Below are 16,520 nucleotides of genomic sequence, written 5' to 3' on the forward strand. Positions count from 1 at the left end.
TTCTCCCCGCGAGATGGCAGTTAATGCCCATGTTTGCGGCAAACATGGGCATTAACTGTAGTTTCGGCGGCGGGGGAGCAGGTGGTCAGCCCACGTGCACCCACGGCCGGCGGGTGATGTCCGGCTCGGCCTCCCTCAGCACTTCACGGGTTACCGGCGCGATCTCGCCTTCGCCGAAGAACAGGAACTTGCTGAGGTTGGAGATCGGGTTGCCCTCGGTCCAGCGGAAGTAGATGTGGGGCATGAATCCAGTGACGTCGCGGATGTGGAGGAGGACTGCCGCCACGGTGTTGGGGACATTGTTGCTGTGCACTTCCAGGATCTTGAAACCGTGCCGGATCTTGCCCGCAACCTGGAGTTCCTGTTCGAAGTCCGAGCTGTCGTCCACGATGACCTCGATGAAGACGGCGTCGCAGTCGACGGGCAGGTGGCTGGCCTGTTGCGCGTGCTGCAGTTTCTCGCGGTACCTGCTGGCGCTGAGGTGTTTGGGTTCATGCGCGATGATCCGGACGGGTCCCTCGGAAGCGTTGGCGGTGAACTCCAGTGCTTTCTCGTCCATTTTGATGTGGGTTGCCCGGAGTTCGAAGGCACGCCGCATGCGGGATATGAAGCTGACCACCATGATGCCCAGGATGAAGAGTGCTGCGATCTTCAGGCCGTCAGGACGCTCGATCGAGTTGACCACTGTGGTGTAGACGAAGACGAGGGAGATGATCCCGAAGCCGATGAACTGGCCGCGTTGCTTCTTTCGCCGTGCGGACAAGGTGACTGCGATGGAAGCGGAAGTGATGAGGACCAGCACGCCTGTGGCATAGGCGCCGCCCTGGGCATTGACGTCAGCCTTGAAAATGATGGTGACGATGAAGGCGATCACAGTGAACACCAGGACCAGCGGGCGCAGTGCCCGGGCCCAGGCTGGAGCCATGCCGTAGCGGGGCAGGTATCGCGGAACGAGGTTCAGCAGCCCGGCCATCGCGGACGCGCCGGCGAACCAGAGGATGGCGATCGTGCTGACGTCGTAAACGGTACCGAATCCGTCGCCGAGGAATTTGTGCGCGAGGTAGGCGAGTGCGCGGCCTTCGGCTTTGCCGCCGTCCTGGAATTCGGCGGCGGGGATCAGCATGACGGTGGTGAAGCTGGACGTGATGAGGAATGAGCTCATGATGATGGCCGCAGTGGTCAGCAGTTTGTGGGCGCCCTTGATCCGGCCGGCCGGGTTGGCTTCGGTGTCTGTGGCGTGTCCCTTGATCTGGGGCATAACGGCCACGCCGGTTTCGAATCCGGAGAGTCCCAGTGCCAGGCGGGGGAAGACCAGGAGGGCCAAGGCAACCATCATGATCGGATCGCCGTGGGAGGTGGTGAGTGCGGTCCACCAGTCGGTAATGACTCCGGCTTCGGTGAACAGGTGGGTCATGGATACGGCGATGACCACGAGGTTCAGTGCCAGGAACGCTGCCACCAGCACTACTGCCACGTTGATGGCTTCCTTGAATCCGCGAAGGAAGACCACGCCCAGTCCGGCGATCAAAGCCAGTGTGATGACAACTTGCTGGCCTTCCAGGAAGTGCGGCGCGAAGGGGTTCTCGATCAGGTGGGCTGTGGCGTCGGCAGCTGAGAGCGTGATGGTGATCATGAAGTCCGTGGCTGCGAACCCCAGGAGGGCCAGGACGAAGAGCTTGCCGCCCCAGCGGGGGAGGAGCCGCTCCAGCATGGCGATGGAGCCTTCGCCCCGAGGGCTCTCGCGGGCCACGCGCCGGTAGACGGGCAGTGCGCCGGCCAGGGTTGCCAGCACCAGGAGCAGGGTGGCCAAAGGGGACAGCAAGCCCGCTGCCAGGGCGGCGATGGCGGGCTGGTAGCCGAGCGTGGAGAAGTAGTCCAGGCCGGTGAGGCACATGACCTTCCACCAGGCTTGCGGCTTGTGAGCGTCCGACGGGCGGCCGTGGGGGCCTTGCCTCTTGCCTGAGGTGTCCGGCATTCCTTCCAGCAGCCAGGGCTTGAGCTTGAAGGAGTTCTTTGGCCGGTTGGCCGGATCGGCCGGAGGCCTCGACAAGGTGGTCACTGTGTCCTTTCGTGCAGCACGATGCTGCTTCCGCAAGGAGCGTATGGCCGCGTTCGACGCCGGGACCCCGGTTTTTATGGAATCTTTACGCCCACTGTGACCGGCATCTCAGGACGCACGCCTTCAAATCTGACTTGTAAACAGGTGATGCATATTAGGAAACTTTGAGTGTATGATGGGTGTCACAGTCATCCCAGCTATCCACTAAGGAGTGGCGCATTTTGGAAGAGCTCCGTATTGAGGCCAACGGCAACCTTGGTCCCATCGATTCGTCCCGCATCCCGCGCTATGCCGGTGCCGCCACCTATGCCCGCCTGCCCCGCCTGGACCAGGTGGCCAAGGCTGACGTCACTGTTGTAGGCGTCCCCTTCGACTCCGGCGTTTCCTATCGCCCCGGCGCGCGCTTCGGCGCCAACCACGTACGTGAGGCCAGCCGTCTGCTGCGCCCGTACAACCCCGCCTGGGACGTGAGCCCGTTCGAGAACATCCAGGTTGCCGACGCCGGCGACATGGCTGTGAACCCGTTCAACATCAACGAGGCCATCGAAACCATCCAGCAGAATGCCATGGACCTCACGGCCAACGGCAGCAAGCTGGTCACTCTGGGCGGCGACCACACCATTGCCCTGCCCCTCCTCCGCGCAGCAGCAGAGCGCGCCGGTGAGCCGATCGCCATGCTTCACTTCGACGCGCACCTGGACACCTGGGATACCTACTTCGGCGCCGAATACACGCACGGCACCCCGTTCCGTCGCGCCGTCGAGGAAGGGATCCTGGATACCGAAGCCATCAGCCACGTGGGTACCCGCGGCCCGCTGTACGGCAAGAAGGACCTCGACGACGACCACCGCTTCGGCTTCGGAATCGTCACCTCCGCAGACGTCTACTACCAGGGCGTCCTGGAGACGGTCGCCAAGATCCGTGACCGCATCGGCAACCGTCCGCTGTACATCTCCGTGGACATCGACGTCCTGGACCCGGCCCATGCCCCGGGTACCGGCACTCCTGAAGCTGGCGGCATCAGCAGCCGCGAACTCTTGGAAATCATCCGTGGCTTCCGCGGCATGAACCTCGTCGGTGCGGACATCGTTGAAGTTGCCCCGGCCTACGACCACGCAGAAATCACTGGTGTCGCAGGCAGCCACGTCGCGTACGAGCTCGTGACCCTCATGGCCGACAACGCAGTGGAAGGTGACCGCCTCGGCGCTCCGAACGGCTACGCGCAGCAGGCCCTCGGCGCTCGAATCGCAGAGCTCGCCAAGGCAACAGGGGATCAGCGATGATCGACTTCGACCCCGGCACAGCAGCTCCTACGAAGGGCACCAACCAGCGCAACGGCGGGGACCTCGTCGTCGAGACCCTTGAAGCGCTTGGCGCGAAAACGGTCTTCGGTATCCCGGGCCAGCACGCGCTGGGCCTGTTTGACGCCATGGGCCGCGGCAACCTCCACTTCGTGTCCTCCCGCGTGGAGAACAACTCGGCCTTCGCAGCGGACGGCTACTCCCGCGCCACCGGCGAGGTAGGTGTGTTGTTCCTGTCCACCGGTCCCGGCGCGCTGACGTCCTTGGCCGGTCTCCAGGAGGCCTACGCTACGGGTGTTCCCATGGTGGTTGTGGCCAGCCAGATCCCGCTTGACGGCCTGGGCGCACGCCGCAAGGGCATGCTTCACCAGCTCGATGACCAGAAGGCTTCGGCCGCGAACGTCACCAAGAGCCAGCGACTGATCCAGCACGCCTCGGGCATCCCGTCGGCCATCCAGGACGCCTGGACCGAAGCGATCTCCTCGCCGCAGGGCCCTGTCTGGATCGAAATCCCGCAGAACGTCCTCCTGGACCCCATCATGGTTCCCCCGGTGGAAGACGCCCTCGCAGAGGCATTCGACAACCCGCCGCGCGTCGAACTGATCCGCGAGGCCGTGAAGTGGCTTTCGACGGCGGAACGTCCGGCGATCATCGCAGGCGGCGGTACCCGCCGTGGCCGGGCCGAGAAGTCGCTGCTCTCGATCGCGGAGCAACTGCGCGCCCCGGTCATCTGCACCCCCGGCGGCAATGGTGCGTTCCCGTGGACGCACGAGCTGTCACTGCAGTCGTGGATCGAGGACCGGCACATGACCGATGTCCTCGAAGACGCCGATGTGCTCATCGTGATCGGCTCGTCCCTGGGTGAAGTGACGTCCAACTACTTCACGTTCGAACCCCGCGGCCGCATCATCCAGATCGACGCCGAACCCCGCGTCCTGGAGTCCAACCGGCCGGGGCTGGGCATCCGTGCCGACGCCGGGCAGGCCCTTGCGGCCCTGGACGAAGCTCTTGCCGCAGCAGGGGCGGCGGACGCAACCAAGCGTGATTGGCACGGGACCAGCCCGGAAGACGTGGTCAAGGAATCCTTGGCCAAAGTCACCGCCCGCCTGGAATCACAGGACCTGGCCAAGGAACTGAAGTTCATGGCCGACATCCGCGAGGCCGTCCCGGCCGACATGCAGACGTTCTGGGACATGACCATCTCCGCCTACTGGGGCTGGAGCTGCTGGGACGCCCGTCAGGGCCAGTTCCACTCCGCCCAGGGCGCCGGCGGCCTCGGCTACGGCTTCCCTGCGGCAATCGGCGGGGCTGTGGGACTGGAAACCACGGGCAAGCCAAGCCGTGTGCTGGCAGTATCGGGTGATGGTTCCTCCATGTACTCCATTTCCGAACTTGCCACTGCCAAGCAGCACAACGTCCCGGTGACCTGGCTGATCGTGGACGACGGCGGCTACGGCATCCTGCGCGAATACATGGTGGGCGCCTTCGCCCAAGCCACCGCAACCGAGCTTGCCCGCCCGGACTTCGTCAAGCTTGCCGAGTCCTTCGGCGTCCCGGCCCGCCGGGTCGCCCCGGAGGAAGTGGGGGACGCGCTCAAGGCGTCCTTCCAAGCGGACGGACCCAACGTCGTCGTGGTCGAAACGCTGCTGAAGATGTTCGGCCCCACCCATTTGGATTAAACAGACGCGACTAAAAGCCCCAAAACAGCCAGCCCCCGCACGGAACATCGTGCGGGGGCTGGCTGCGTTGTGAGGCCTGCTCTGCGCCCCAAACCGGGGAAATAGGGCGTGGAGCGGGCCCCGCAACACGAACCGAAGCCATCTTTAGTTTCCCAAAGCAATCAATCTGAGTTATAGTTGCTTTAGGCAAACAAAAAGAGGGGTGTTTTCCATGTCCGTCGGTTCTGCCACAGCGACCGATCTTGTGCATCAAATATTCGATCTCCAGCGCACGCTGCGCTGCGTGGTGACCGCCCACATGGCCCGCGTTCCCGACGTCGGAATGGCCGTCCAGGGAGTCATGCGGTTCATTGGCGAGGGGGAGACGCGGGCTACCCAACTGGCCACGCGCCTGGGCGTCAGCGCCCCGGTCCTGAGCAGGCACATCACCGAGCTTGAGGATCTTGGCTTTGTGGTGCGGCGACCGGATCCTGCGGATGGCAGGGCCCAACTCCTTGCCTTGACCGAAAGCGGCGCGGCCAAGCTGCGCGAATTTGAAGAACAACGCAGCGTGAGACTGCGGGATTACCTGGCGGATTGGAGCGAGGCAGACGCCCTCGAGGCCTCCCAGGTGATCAACAAACTCACGGGGTCCCTCAAGGACTCAATCCGGGCAACGGCGGCCGGCTCCATCACAACACACCAAACAGCTTAGGAGCCACCATGGCCACACCAGCAGTTCAGAACACCAAGGCGGTGGACGCCTCAGTGAGCCCCGCGGCCAGCAAAGCCGCCGCGCCCATGACCCACCGGCAGATCATGGAAGCCCTGACCGGGCTCTTGGCAGCCTTCTTCACGGCAATCCTCAGCAGCACGATTGTTGCCAACGCCCTGCCCACCATCATGTCCGAGCTCAAGGGCACCCAAACCGACTTCGCCTGGGTCATCACGGCCGCGCTACTCGCGAACGCGGCCACCACGCCCATCTGGGGCAAGCTCGCGGACCTCTTCGACAAGAAGCTCCTGGTCCAGCTGAGCATCATTATCTTCGTGGCCGGCTCGGTGATGGCAGGCCTGTCCGAAACCATCCCGCTGCTGCTGACCGCACGCGTCATCCAAGGTGTGGCGATGGGTGGCCTCACCGCCTTGGCGCAGGCCATCATCGGTTCCATGATCCCGCCGCGTGATCGCGGCAAGTACTCCGGCTACATGGGCGCAGTCATGGCTGTGGGCACTGCCGGTGGCCCGCTGCTTGGCGGCTTCATCGTGGACAGCCCGCTCGGCTGGCGCTGGACGTTCTTCGTCTGCGTGCCGCTGGCCGTCGTCGCGCTCATCCTGCTTCAGGTGACCCTGAAGATCCAGCACATCAAGCGCCCCGCCAAGATCGACTGGCTCGGTTCCATCCTGCTGACCTCCGGCGTGAGCCTGCTCCTGATCTGGGTTTCCTTCGCCGGCAACCCGGACTACTACGACTGGTTCTCCTGGCAGTCAGCCCTCATGGTGGGTGGCGGCGTAGCGTTGCTGGCCGTGCTGGTGTTCGTGGAAACCAAGGTTGAACAGCCGATCATCCCGCTGAAGATCATCTCCGAGCGCACCACGGCGTTGGCAATCGTTGCTTCGGTTGCCGTCGGCATCGCCATGTTCGGTTCCTCCACGTTCCTGGGTCAGTACTTCCAAGTTGCCCGCGGCGCCACGCCCACCGAGGCCGGCCTGCTGACGCTGCCGATGATCGCCGGCAACCTGATTGGGTCCGTCGCGTCCGGCATCCTGATCAGCCGCTTCGGTAAGTGGAAGAGGTTCCTGATCGCCGGATCCGTCCTGCTGATCGGCGGCCTGGCGTTTGCTGGAACCATGGACCACACCACGGAACTGTGGATCGTAGCCATCTACACGGGCGTCTTCGGCCTGGGCCTTGGCATGCTGATGCAGAACCTGGTCCTCGCCGTGCAGAACACGGTCCAGGCAAAGGACATCGGAACGGCCAGTGCTTCCGTGGCGTTCTTCCGCTCGGTTGGTGGCGCGATCGGTGTCTCCGTCCTGGGTGCCATCATGTCCACCCACGTGAAGGACCTGGCCGTTGAAGGCATGGCCGCCGCTGGTATTCCTGTCCAGGGCGGCGCGTCCGGGGCCAGCATGGACCTCGCTGATATGCCAGCCCCCGTCGCCGAAATCATGAGGACTGCCTATGGTGACGCGACCGCACAGATCTTCCTGATCTCCGCGATCATCAGCGTCGTGGCACTCCTGGCGGTGCTCTTCATCAAGGAACGGCCGCTGCGCCGGACCGTGGATGCGGCTCCGGAGAAGGAACTGATTGCCACGGCCTCCTCGGACGCTGGGATGTCCCTGGACACGGCATCGATGGACGCGCTGAAGGCGGACGATTTGAGGGCGGACGGACTGAAAGCGGACGACGACGGCGCTGGCACCTTGGGTGCCGGGCGTCAGGTTCCGGTGGGCGAACGTCAGGTTCCGCGCACCGAACGCCCTACCTCCGGCCCGGACTCCGGTTCCGACCTGGATCTGGAGTTCGCCAGGATCCTCACGCAGGAACGCCCGCACGCGGCAAGTGACGTGAGGGAAGTGCAGGAGCAGTTGTCTCGCACCCAGTACGTCCTGGCCGAACAGCAGTTGCAACTCAGCCGCGCCAACGTGGAACTGCAGGCAAGGCTGCGGGAACAGCAGGCCATCGCAGAGCAGCAGGCCCACACTGCCGAGGACCTCGCAGCGATCCGGAAAGAACTCAAGCGCGAACGCAGGCAGCAGGAGCGTATGGCGTTGCTGCTCCTCCAAGGCGTGGAAGCACGTCCGGACCACGGCAAGCACGCAGGCTGACTCCGCTACGGATCCCGCCTCTGTCCGAAACTCCTGACGTACTACGGGGAGCATGGCCAACAAGGGCGGGATTGAAAAGCGCCGGCTGGGATTCCAGCCGGCGCTTTGCCGTCCCCGGGGCTCTGGCGTCCGTTGCTGCTTCGGAGTACCCGCGACACGGCGGATACTCCGCTGGGATGATCTTTTCCGTAAGTTGTTTCGCCGGGGCAACGGATTTCGTAGAGTAGGGAGGCTAATACTGTCAGCCCCGGCTGCGACACTTCTCTTATCTCATTCACGCACTCTTTCTAAGGACCCGTGGGCATGCTTGTCACCCTTATACGGCGCTACTCCAAGCCGTATTTGCCGCAGATTGTGGCCGTGCTGATTTTTCAGTTGGCATCCACCATCGCCACGCTCTATCTCCCCAGCCTCAACGCCAAAATCATTGATGAGGGAGTTTCCCGCGGCGACACCGATTTCATCTGGCAGACGGGTGCGCTCATGCTCGCCGTCGCCCTTGGGCAGGTACTCACTGCCATAGTCGCTGTGTACTTCGGCTCCCGCGTTGCCATGGCGATCGGCCGCGACCTGCGCCGCAGTGTCTTCCGCCAGGTCAGCAGCTTCTCTGCCCAGGATGTCAACAAGTTTGGTGCCCCCACACTGATTACCCGTGGAACCAATGATGTCCAGCAGGTTCAGATGCTGGTGCTCATGGGCCTGAACTTCATGGTGTCCACGCCCATCATGTGCGTTGGCGGCATCATCATGGCGCTCCGCGAGGACCTCAACCTTTCCTGGCTCGTGTGGGTTTCCGTTCCTGTCCTGGTAGCGGTTGTGGGCTACCTCGTGGTCCGGCTCATGCCGCTTTTCCGCTCCATGCAGACCAAGATCGACGCCATCAACGGCGTGCTGCGCGAGCAGATCATCGGCATCCGCGTGGTCCGTGCGTTTGTGCGTGAACCCCACGAAGCCAAGCGCTTCGGCGATGCCAATGAGGATCTCACCGCAGTCTCCGTGAAAATCGGCAACCTGTTTGTCCTGATGTTCCCGGCCATCGGCATGATCCTCCACCTCTCCACTGCTGCCGTTCTCTGGTTCGGCGGACAGCGCGTGGACTCCGGCGAGATGCAGGTGGGCGCGCTCACGGCATTCCTCCAATACCTGCTGCAGATCCTGATGGCCGTCATGATGGGCACCTTCATGGCCATGATGATTCCCCGCGCTTCGGTTTGTGCAGACCGCATCGGCGAGGTTCTCGACGTCGAGCCTTCCATCCACAACCCCAGCTCGCCGGTGGTTCCCGCTGAGAAGAAGGGACGCGTCGAATTCCGGGACGTCACCTTCAAGTACCCCGGTGCCGAGGCCCCGGTGCTGAGCAACATTTCCTTCACTGCTGAGCCGGGCAAGACCCTCGCCATCATTGGCTCCACGGGTGCGGGCAAGACCACCTTGGTTTCGCTGCTGCCGCGACTCTACGATGTCGCTTCCGGAGATGTATTGCTCGACGGCGTCCCCGTCACCGACATGGATGCCTCGGAAATCACCAGCCGGGTATCGGCCGTTCCGCAGAAGCCGTATCTGTTCTCCGGAACCATCGAGCACAACCTGCGCTTCGGCAAACCGGATGCCACTGACGAGGAACTGTGGGAAGCGCTGGAAACGGCGCAGGCCAAGGGCTTCGTGGAGGAAAAGTCTTCGGGCCTGAACCGGCGCATCGCCCAGGGCGGAACCAACGTCTCCGGTGGGCAACGCCAGAGGCTTTCCATTGCCCGTGCCTTGGTGACGAAACCCAACGTCTACCTGTTCGATGATTCATTCTCGGCCTTGGACGTCGCTACGGACGCCCGGCTCCGAAAGGCCCTGAAGGCCAAAACCCGGGACGCGACAGTCATCATAGTGGCTCAACGTGTCTCCACCATCGCGGATGCGGACGAGATCCTTGTGCTGGATAACGGCAGGATCGTTGACCGCGGAACGCACGACGAACTGCTGGAGACGTCACCCACGTACCAGGAAATCGTTGAATCCCAGCTGAGCGTGGAGGAAGTGGCATGAGCGAGCAGAACCAGCAGAAGAAGCGTGGTTGGGCTGCCAAGTCTCAAGCCGCAAAGGATGCCCAGGCAACAGCCGAGGCTGAGATAGCAACCGAAGCCCTTGACGACGACGACTTTGTCGAAGAGGAATACGTCCCATCAGAGGCTGATGGCGGCATGTTCGGCGACGTCCCGGCAAAGAAGGCCAAGGAGTTCTGGCCGTCCGCCAAGCGACTCATGGGCCTGCTGAAGCCAGAGGCCGTTGGCGTGTACATCGTGATCGGGCTCGTTATCGTCTCGGTGGTCCTCAACGTGATCGCCCCCAAGGTCCTGGGTAACGCCATGGACGTCATCTTTGGTGGCGTCATGGGCAAGCAGATCCCCGAGGGCGTCTCCCAAGAGCAGTTCGTGGAACTCATGCGTCAGCAGGGCCAGGGCAACTTTGCGGACATGGTCTCCAAGATGGAGCTCACCAACGGGATCGACTTCCCCAAGCTGACGTTCCTGATTTCGATCGTGCTCCTCATGTACTTTGTGGCCAACATCTTCCTGTGGGCCCAGGGTTGGTTGCTCAACAGGATCGTCATGCGGGTCATCAAGAAGCTCCGCAACGACGTCCAGGCCAAGCTCAACCGGCTTCCGTTGAACTACTTCGACACCCGCCAGCGCGGCGACATCCTGTCCCGCGTGACCAACGACGTCGACAACGTCCAGCAAGGCCTCCAGCAGGCGTTCTCCCAGTTGGTCAGCTCAGTGCTTACGGTCCTTGGCATCACGGTCATGATGTTCATCGTGTCCTGGGAGTTGGCGCTGATCGCGTTGATCGCTCTGCCGTTGTCCGGCATCGTGGCGGGTGTTATCGGTGCCCGCAGCCAGAAGCTCTTCGCAGCACAGTGGAAGAACACCGGCGCCTTGAACGGCCAGATCGAAGAATCGTTCTCCGGCCACGACCTCGTCAAGGTCTTCGGTCGCGATGCCGACATGCTGGAGCGTTTCGACGAGAAGAACGAGGAACTCTACAAGGCCTCCTTCGGTGCGCAGTTCGTGTCCGGCGTCATCTTCCCGGCCATGAACTTTGTGTCGTACCTGTCCTACGTCGGCATCGCCGTCGTGGGTGGCCTCCGGGTTGCGTCGGGCTCCATGAGCCTGGGCGACGCCACGGCGTTCATCCAGTACTCGCGTGAGTTCACCCAGCCGCTGGGCCAGATCGCCGGTATGGCGAACATGCTCCAGTCCGGCGTGGCCTCTGCCGAGCGCGTCTTCGAGTTCCTTGATGCTGATGAAGAAGTCGAAGAGAACGGCACACGCCACCTGCCTTCCAAGACCGACGGTCACGTTGAGTTCGAACACGTCTCGTTCAGCTATGTGGAGGACAAGCCTCTCATTGAGGACCTGTCGTTCGCGGCCGAACCTGGCCACACCGTTGCGATTGTAGGTCCCACTGGTGCCGGCAAGACCACCTTGGTTAACCTCGTGATGCGCTTCTACGAGCTCAACGCCGGCCGGATCACCTTGGATGGCGTGGACATCAAGGACCTCACCCGTTCCGAGCTTCGGTCCAAGGTGGGCATGGTGTTGCAGGATGCCTGGCTCTTCGGCGGAACCATCTACGACAACATCAAGTACGGCAACCTGGACGCTACCGAGGAGCAGATCATGGAGGCGGCCAAGGCCACCTACGTGGACCGCTTCGTCCGTGCGCTGCCTGACGGCTACCAGACGATCATTGACGAAGAAGGAAACAATGTCAGTGCCGGTGAGAAGCAGTTGATCACCATCGCGCGGGCCTTCGTCTCCGACCCCTCGTTGCTGATCCTGGACGAAGCCACCAGCTCCGTGGATACCCGCACCGAACTGCTGCTGCAGAAGGCCATGGCCGCCCTCCGCACGGACCGGACGAGCTTCGTGATCGCACACCGACTCTCCACTATCCGGGACGCAGACACCATTTTGGTGATGGAGAACGGCAAGATCGTGGAGCAGGGCAACCACACCCAACTGCTCGCCCTCCAAGGCGCGTACTACCGGTTGTACATGTCCCAGTTCGCCGGTGAGGAAGAGACCGCTGTGGATGATTCGACGGCGGTGCACAGCTGAGTACCGATTCCCTGAAGACCGGGCAACCCGCCCGGGATTCCGTTGCACCCCAGCGCATTGAGGTCCTTGTACCCATGCGCTGGGGTGACATGGACGCTTACGGGCACATCAACAACGTGCAGATCGTTCGTATGTTGGAGGAGGCCCGCATCGCAGCCTTCGGGCCTCCCCGCGGCGCCGGCCTTCCTGGCGTAGAGCCTCCGGCTGCCCTGTTCAGCGACGTTGAAGAGGGCATCATGACCCTCGTGGTGGAGCACAAGGTCCGGTATGTCCGGACCTTGGAGTACCGCAACGTTCCTGCTGTTGTGGAGATCTGGGTGGGTGCCGTCAAAGGCGCCAGCTTCGATCTTCACTACGTCATCAAGGACCCTGTTACGCGGGAGGATTGCGTCAAAGCCACCACGCATTTGGCGTTCGTCGCCGAGGACACCGGCCGGGTCCTCAGGCTCACCCCCGGGCAGAAGGAAAAGCTCGGGCGCTACCAAGCCTGACGAGTTTTTGTACAGGTGATGCCCTTAAGGAGCCTTCTTAGGGGCATTACCTGTACAAAAACTCCGCGTAGAGTTTCAGCATGAAACTTGAAATTGCCGTGGTCAGCGCGGCCGGTGCGGGTACCGCTGCCGCTGAGGGAGCCCACCGCGTGGAGCTGTGCAGCAGCCTGGAGCTGGGTGGCATCACGCCCAGCCAGGGACTCATGGAAGCCAGCATGGAGCACGTTGACGGCCGTCTGGAGATCCATCCGCTGATTCGCTCCAGGCCCGGCGACTTCCGGTACTCAGCCTCGGACGTGGACACGATGGTCCACGAGATCCGCCACCTTCTGGCGCAGGGCGCCCACGGGGTGGTGGTGGGAGCGCTGACTCCGTCCGGAGACGTGGACGTTCACGCGATCCAGCGTCTGGTGGAGGCCGCCAAGGCGGCCAACCCCGCAGCCCAGTTGACCTTTCACCGGGCCATCGATCAGTCCAAGGAACCGTTGGCCGCGCTGGAGCAGCTTCTGGAGCTGGGCTTCACCAGGATCCTGACCTCCGGACACGAAGCCACCGCTGGTGCGGGTCTGAAGACCTTGGCTGCCATGGCGGAACGTTCCGGGGATGCCCTGGAAATCATGGCCGGCGGGGGACTGACCCTTGAGGACATCCCGGCGATGCACGCCGCGGGCTTGTCCGCCGTTCACTTGTCGGCCAAGAAGACCGTGTCCACACTCGGGGACGGCGCCATCTCCCTTGGCGCGCAGGATGGCGCAGATCCCACCGCCTACACCGTCACCGATCGTGAAATGGTGCGTGCAGCAAAGGCGATGGTGAACGCGCTCAACCTGGCCGCCGCAAAATAGCCCGGGCGTCCACTGTCCTGGGGCAGAAATCCCAGTAAGTACGCATCGCAATAATCTTTTACGACCCCCCTGAAGGTCGGCATGATGTAAGGATTCACCAACTCGGTGACAAGCCCCGGAAGCTACCTTCAGGAGTCCCAGCGATGCCGCTGCCCACGCCGGTTTCACCGGCCGTCATGTCCCCGCCCACCATCACCCCCTATATCAAGACAACAGGCCACCCGGAGGTGGAATGTGGCGTTGGAAACTGGGACAAGCTGCTCTACGGAAACCACCGATTCGTCGTGGAAGTCGTGGAAGTCGTGGAAGCAGCGGAAGCGGTGGGCCACGCCCACAGAGTGGTCCTCCCGTGGCGTCGGCAGGACCAGGACCCGGGAGCGGTGGACGTCATCGTCGTCTCGGAAAAGAACGGTTCCAGGGTCCGGAACGTGATCCTGGAAACGGCCACCCGGGAGTCCGGAAGCATCGTTTTCGAAGCAACCGACGGCCCGGGGATCTACTTCGTCTACTACTTGCCCTACGCCATGCTGGGGAAACCCCACTATCCCCAAGCGGAGTACCTCCCGCATCGTCCATCAGCAGAGCCCGGGTGGGCCGCCGGCGTCGTGCCTTCACCGTGGTGGCAGGCGGCGGAGGCCGAACGTCCGGACAATGAACTACCACTGGCAACCGTCCTCCGCTATGAAGCCGCCAGCGAGCGCGACTCGTTCGCTCCGATGAACTTCACGGCCCGTGCGGACGAGGTGGAGGGGCTCAACACCAGGTACACGGGCGAGGCTTTCCTGCTCTTCCCCGAGGACCGGCTGAATCCCGTCTCCATGCAACGGGATCTGCCGCCGCATTGGGTCATCAACGGACCGCAGCGGAGCTTCCATGCGAGTGCAGAACCGGGGGAGGACTACGTGGTCCAGGTGGGCCTCTACGCCCTGGAGGATCTGCACGGCGTGAGAGTCGACGTGATCTCGCCGGCCGGCGGACATTGCCTTAACACTGATGGAGTAGACCGTTTCGGGAAGCCGTGGCGCACAAGCCTGGCTGTTCCGGCCGGGCGGGTGCAGGCGCTGTACGTAATACTGCCAGTACCTCCGGAAAGAGCCGGAACCACTCTGGAAGCGTTGCTCAGGGTCACTGCCATTGGCCAGGCTGCACAAGAGGTTGAGGTCAGGCTGGACGTGGCCGCCGAAAGCGACGCGGACCCGGCGATTGCCGAGGGCAGCTTCGGCGATCCCCGTTTCCTGCGCCGCTTGGCGTGGCTGGATTCGCCGGTGGCCCAGGACGCGGAGCTCGTCAGCCCCTTCACGGCCATCACCGTGGACCAGTCCAGCAGGACGTTGGGGATTCTGGGCAGGTCCCTGCGGTTGGCGGAGTCGGGGCTGCCTGCGCAGGTGACGTCCACCTTCACCGCCGCCGTGACCGCAACGGACGGTCCCGCCGTCGAGCTCTTCAGCGGCCCGATGCGTCTGGACATCGACGATATTCACTGGAGCTATTCGCCGCTTACTTTCACGGTGGAAGGCCCGGCCCGGATCTCGTGGCGGTCCACGTGGACGGGTTTGAAGGACGCCAAGGCCGTCCTGGCTATGGAGTTGAACGGCGTGCTCGACGCCGACGGAACGGTAACGTACTCGCTGCAGCTCAGTTCCGGGGAAACTGTGGACGTGAACGACGTCGGTCTGCAGCTTGAGTTCCATGAGGCTGCGGTTCCGCTGGCGATGGGTATGGGAGTTCCAGGTGGACGGCGTCCGCAGTCCTTGGACTGGGCATGGGACGTAGCGGCGAAGAACCAGGACGCGCTGTGGCTTGGGAGCGTCAACGTGGGGATGCAGGTTGCCCTGCGGGATGGCAGCTACGAGCGTCCCCTGAATACCAACTTCTACAGGGAAAAGCCGTTGGTGGAACCGGTGTCCTGGGCCAATCGCCGGGAGGCCGACGGCGTAAGCGGAGTCCGCGGCGGGGTCACCCTCCGGACCAGCGAGGGCAGAGTGACACTGAATGCCTTCAGCGGCGCCCGGACGCTCGCGGCGAACGAGCCGCTGGACTTCAACTTCCGTCTCCTCCTGACACCGTTCAAACCACTCCAACCCGGCCGGCACTTGGCCAAACGCTACTTCCACCAGCCAGCGGACCCAGCAGACATTTCAGCGGCCGGAGCCACGGTGGTCAACATCCACCACGCCACGGCACCGGCGCCCTATATCAACGACCCCCTGCTGAGCGGCGACTCATTGAGGAAGTACATCGGCGAATGCCACCGGCACGGACTGACAGCCAAGGTGTACAACACGGTCCGCGAGCTCACGTTCCACAGCCCGGAGTTACTGCCGCTGCTGCAGCTGGACCACGAGATCTTCAGCGACGGCCCGGGCAAGGGACACATCTGGCTCCAGGAGCATGCCGGGAACGGCTACGTGTCCGCCTGGTTCGCTCCCAACGTGGAGGACATCGCTGTGGTGACCACGGGAGAGTCCCGGTGGGAGAACTTCTACGTTCGCAGCTTGCAGGAGCTGGCCAGCGGCGAAGATGGGATCGACGGCATCTATCTTGACGACATTGCCTATGACCGCCACGCGATGCTTCGTGTCCGCAAGGTCCTGGAGAGGGCCTGCCAAGCCAGGGGCGTCGAAGGTCCGGAGATAGACCTTCACTCGGCCAACCAGTTCACGGCGCACGACGGGTACGCGTCCTCGGCCAATCTGTACATGGAGCAGCTGCCCTATGTGGACAGGCTCTGGCTTGGGGAGTATTTCGACTACGACACCACCGATCCCGAGTATTGGTTGGTGGAACTGTCCGGCATTCCGTTCGGGCTCATGGGCGAAATGCTGGAAGGCGGCGGCAATCCGTGGCGGGGAATGGTGTTCGGCATGACCGGCCGGGCACCCGCCGTCGACAACCGGCCGCTCTGGGAATTCTGGGCCGAAACCGGGCTGGAGCACGCCCCCATGCAGGGGTTCTGGGACCCGCAGTCGCCCGTGCGGTCCAGCCATCCGGACGTCCTGGCCACCATGTGGCTCACGGAACGCGGAATGGTGGTGGCGCTGGCTTCCTGGGCCGAGCACACTGAGCACGTGAGGTTGATATTCGACGACGTCGCTGCCGCCACCAGCCGCATGAACGCCCCGGCAATCCCCGGTTTCCAAACCGCCGCGAGCTACGCTCCCGGCGATCCCATCACCCTTGATCCGCAGCGCGGCCTCCTCCTCACGATCGGATACTGAC

The 16,520-nt window shown here is 63.2% G+C and carries 10 protein-coding genes; 9 read left to right on the top strand and 1 reads right to left on the bottom strand.

The window, feature by feature from the left end; translation table 11 throughout:
- Window positions 1–85: 85 nt before the first annotated feature.
- On the bottom strand, window positions 86–2,059 hold the full coding sequence (locus RQH14_RS02695; RefSeq protein ID WP_311211801.1) for an amino acid transporter: 1,974 nt from the start codon (window positions 2,057–2,059) through the stop codon (window positions 86–88).
- Window positions 2,060–2,280: 221 nt separating this feature from the next.
- On the opposite strand from RQH14_RS02695, the gene speB reads away from it, so the two are divergent.
- The 9 genes from speB to RQH14_RS02740 all read left to right on the top strand — a co-directional run bounded on the left by speB (window position 2,281) and on the right by RQH14_RS02740 (window position 16,519).
- Complete coding sequence (gene speB / locus RQH14_RS02700) at window positions 2,281–3,342, top strand: agmatinase (RefSeq protein ID WP_311211802.1); 1,062 nt, start codon at window positions 2,281–2,283, stop codon at window positions 3,340–3,342.
- The gene (locus RQH14_RS02705; protein WP_311211803.1) at window positions 3,339–5,039 is read left to right on the top strand and encodes a thiamine pyrophosphate-binding protein; all 1,701 of its coding nucleotides are present in this window, start codon (window positions 3,339–3,341) and stop codon (window positions 5,037–5,039) included. The genes speB and RQH14_RS02705 overlap by 4 nt, the downstream gene beginning before the upstream one ends.
- A gap of 211 nt (window positions 5,040–5,250) precedes the next feature.
- On the top strand, window positions 5,251–5,733 hold the full coding sequence (locus RQH14_RS02710; protein WP_311211804.1) for a MarR family transcriptional regulator: 483 nt from the start codon (window positions 5,251–5,253) through the stop codon (window positions 5,731–5,733).
- Window positions 5,734–5,741: 8 nt separating this feature from the next.
- Entirely contained in the window at window positions 5,742–7,853 is a 2,112-nt protein-coding gene (locus RQH14_RS02715) for an MFS transporter (RefSeq protein WP_311211805.1), read from the top strand.
- Between the two features lie 303 nt (window positions 7,854–8,156).
- Window positions 8,157–9,890: an ABC transporter ATP-binding protein gene (locus tag RQH14_RS02720; RefSeq protein WP_311211806.1), complete on the top strand. Its 1,734-nt coding sequence runs from the start codon at window positions 8,157–8,159 to the stop codon at window positions 9,888–9,890.
- Entirely contained in the window at window positions 9,887–11,965 is a 2,079-nt protein-coding gene (locus RQH14_RS02725) for an ABC transporter ATP-binding protein (protein ID WP_311211807.1), read from the top strand. The genes RQH14_RS02720 and RQH14_RS02725 overlap by 4 nt, the downstream gene beginning before the upstream one ends.
- 74 nt (window positions 11,966–12,039) lie before the next feature.
- Complete coding sequence (locus RQH14_RS02730; protein WP_311211808.1) at window positions 12,040–12,456, top strand: thioesterase family protein; 417 nt, start codon at window positions 12,040–12,042, stop codon at window positions 12,454–12,456.
- An 80-nt stretch (window positions 12,457–12,536) separates the two neighbouring features.
- Window positions 12,537–13,301 carry a copper homeostasis protein CutC gene (locus RQH14_RS02735; RefSeq protein ID WP_311211809.1) on the top strand — a complete coding sequence of 255 codons (765 nt, stop codon included), beginning with the start codon at window positions 12,537–12,539 and terminating at the stop codon, window positions 13,299–13,301.
- A gap of 143 nt (window positions 13,302–13,444) precedes the next feature.
- Window positions 13,445–16,519 (top strand): glycoside hydrolase domain-containing protein, encoded by a 3,075-nt coding sequence (locus RQH14_RS02740; protein ID WP_311211810.1) that lies wholly within the window; start codon window positions 13,445–13,447, stop codon window positions 16,517–16,519.
- Window position 16,520 lies beyond the last annotated feature (1 nt).

Origin of the sequence: Arthrobacter sp. WCS2018Hpa-7, assembly GCF_031843805.1 — a bacterium.
Taxonomy (GTDB): domain Bacteria; phylum Actinomycetota; class Actinomycetes; order Actinomycetales; family Micrococcaceae; genus Arthrobacter.

Bases quoted from the DNA above. Each gene is read 5' to 3' on its own strand.
- RQH14_RS02705 (WP_311211803.1), top strand. From the start codon at position 3,339: ATGATCGACTTCGACCCCGGCACAGCAGCTCCTACGAAGGGCACCAAC.
- RQH14_RS02710 (WP_311211804.1), top strand. From the start codon at position 5,251: ATGTCCGTCGGTTCTGCCACAGCGACCGATCTTGTGCATCAAATATTC.
- RQH14_RS02715 (WP_311211805.1), top strand. From the start codon at position 5,742: ATGGCCACACCAGCAGTTCAGAACACCAAGGCGGTGGACGCCTCAGTG.
- RQH14_RS02720 (WP_311211806.1), top strand. From the start codon at position 8,157: ATGCTTGTCACCCTTATACGGCGCTACTCCAAGCCGTATTTGCCGCAG.
- RQH14_RS02725 (WP_311211807.1), top strand. From the start codon at position 9,887: ATGAGCGAGCAGAACCAGCAGAAGAAGCGTGGTTGGGCTGCCAAGTCT.
- RQH14_RS02730 (WP_311211808.1), top strand. From the start codon at position 12,040: ATGCGCTGGGGTGACATGGACGCTTACGGGCACATCAACAACGTGCAG.
- RQH14_RS02735 (WP_311211809.1), top strand. From the start codon at position 12,537: ATGAAACTTGAAATTGCCGTGGTCAGCGCGGCCGGTGCGGGTACCGCT.
- RQH14_RS02740 (WP_311211810.1), top strand. From the start codon at position 13,445: ATGCCGCTGCCCACGCCGGTTTCACCGGCCGTCATGTCCCCGCCCACC.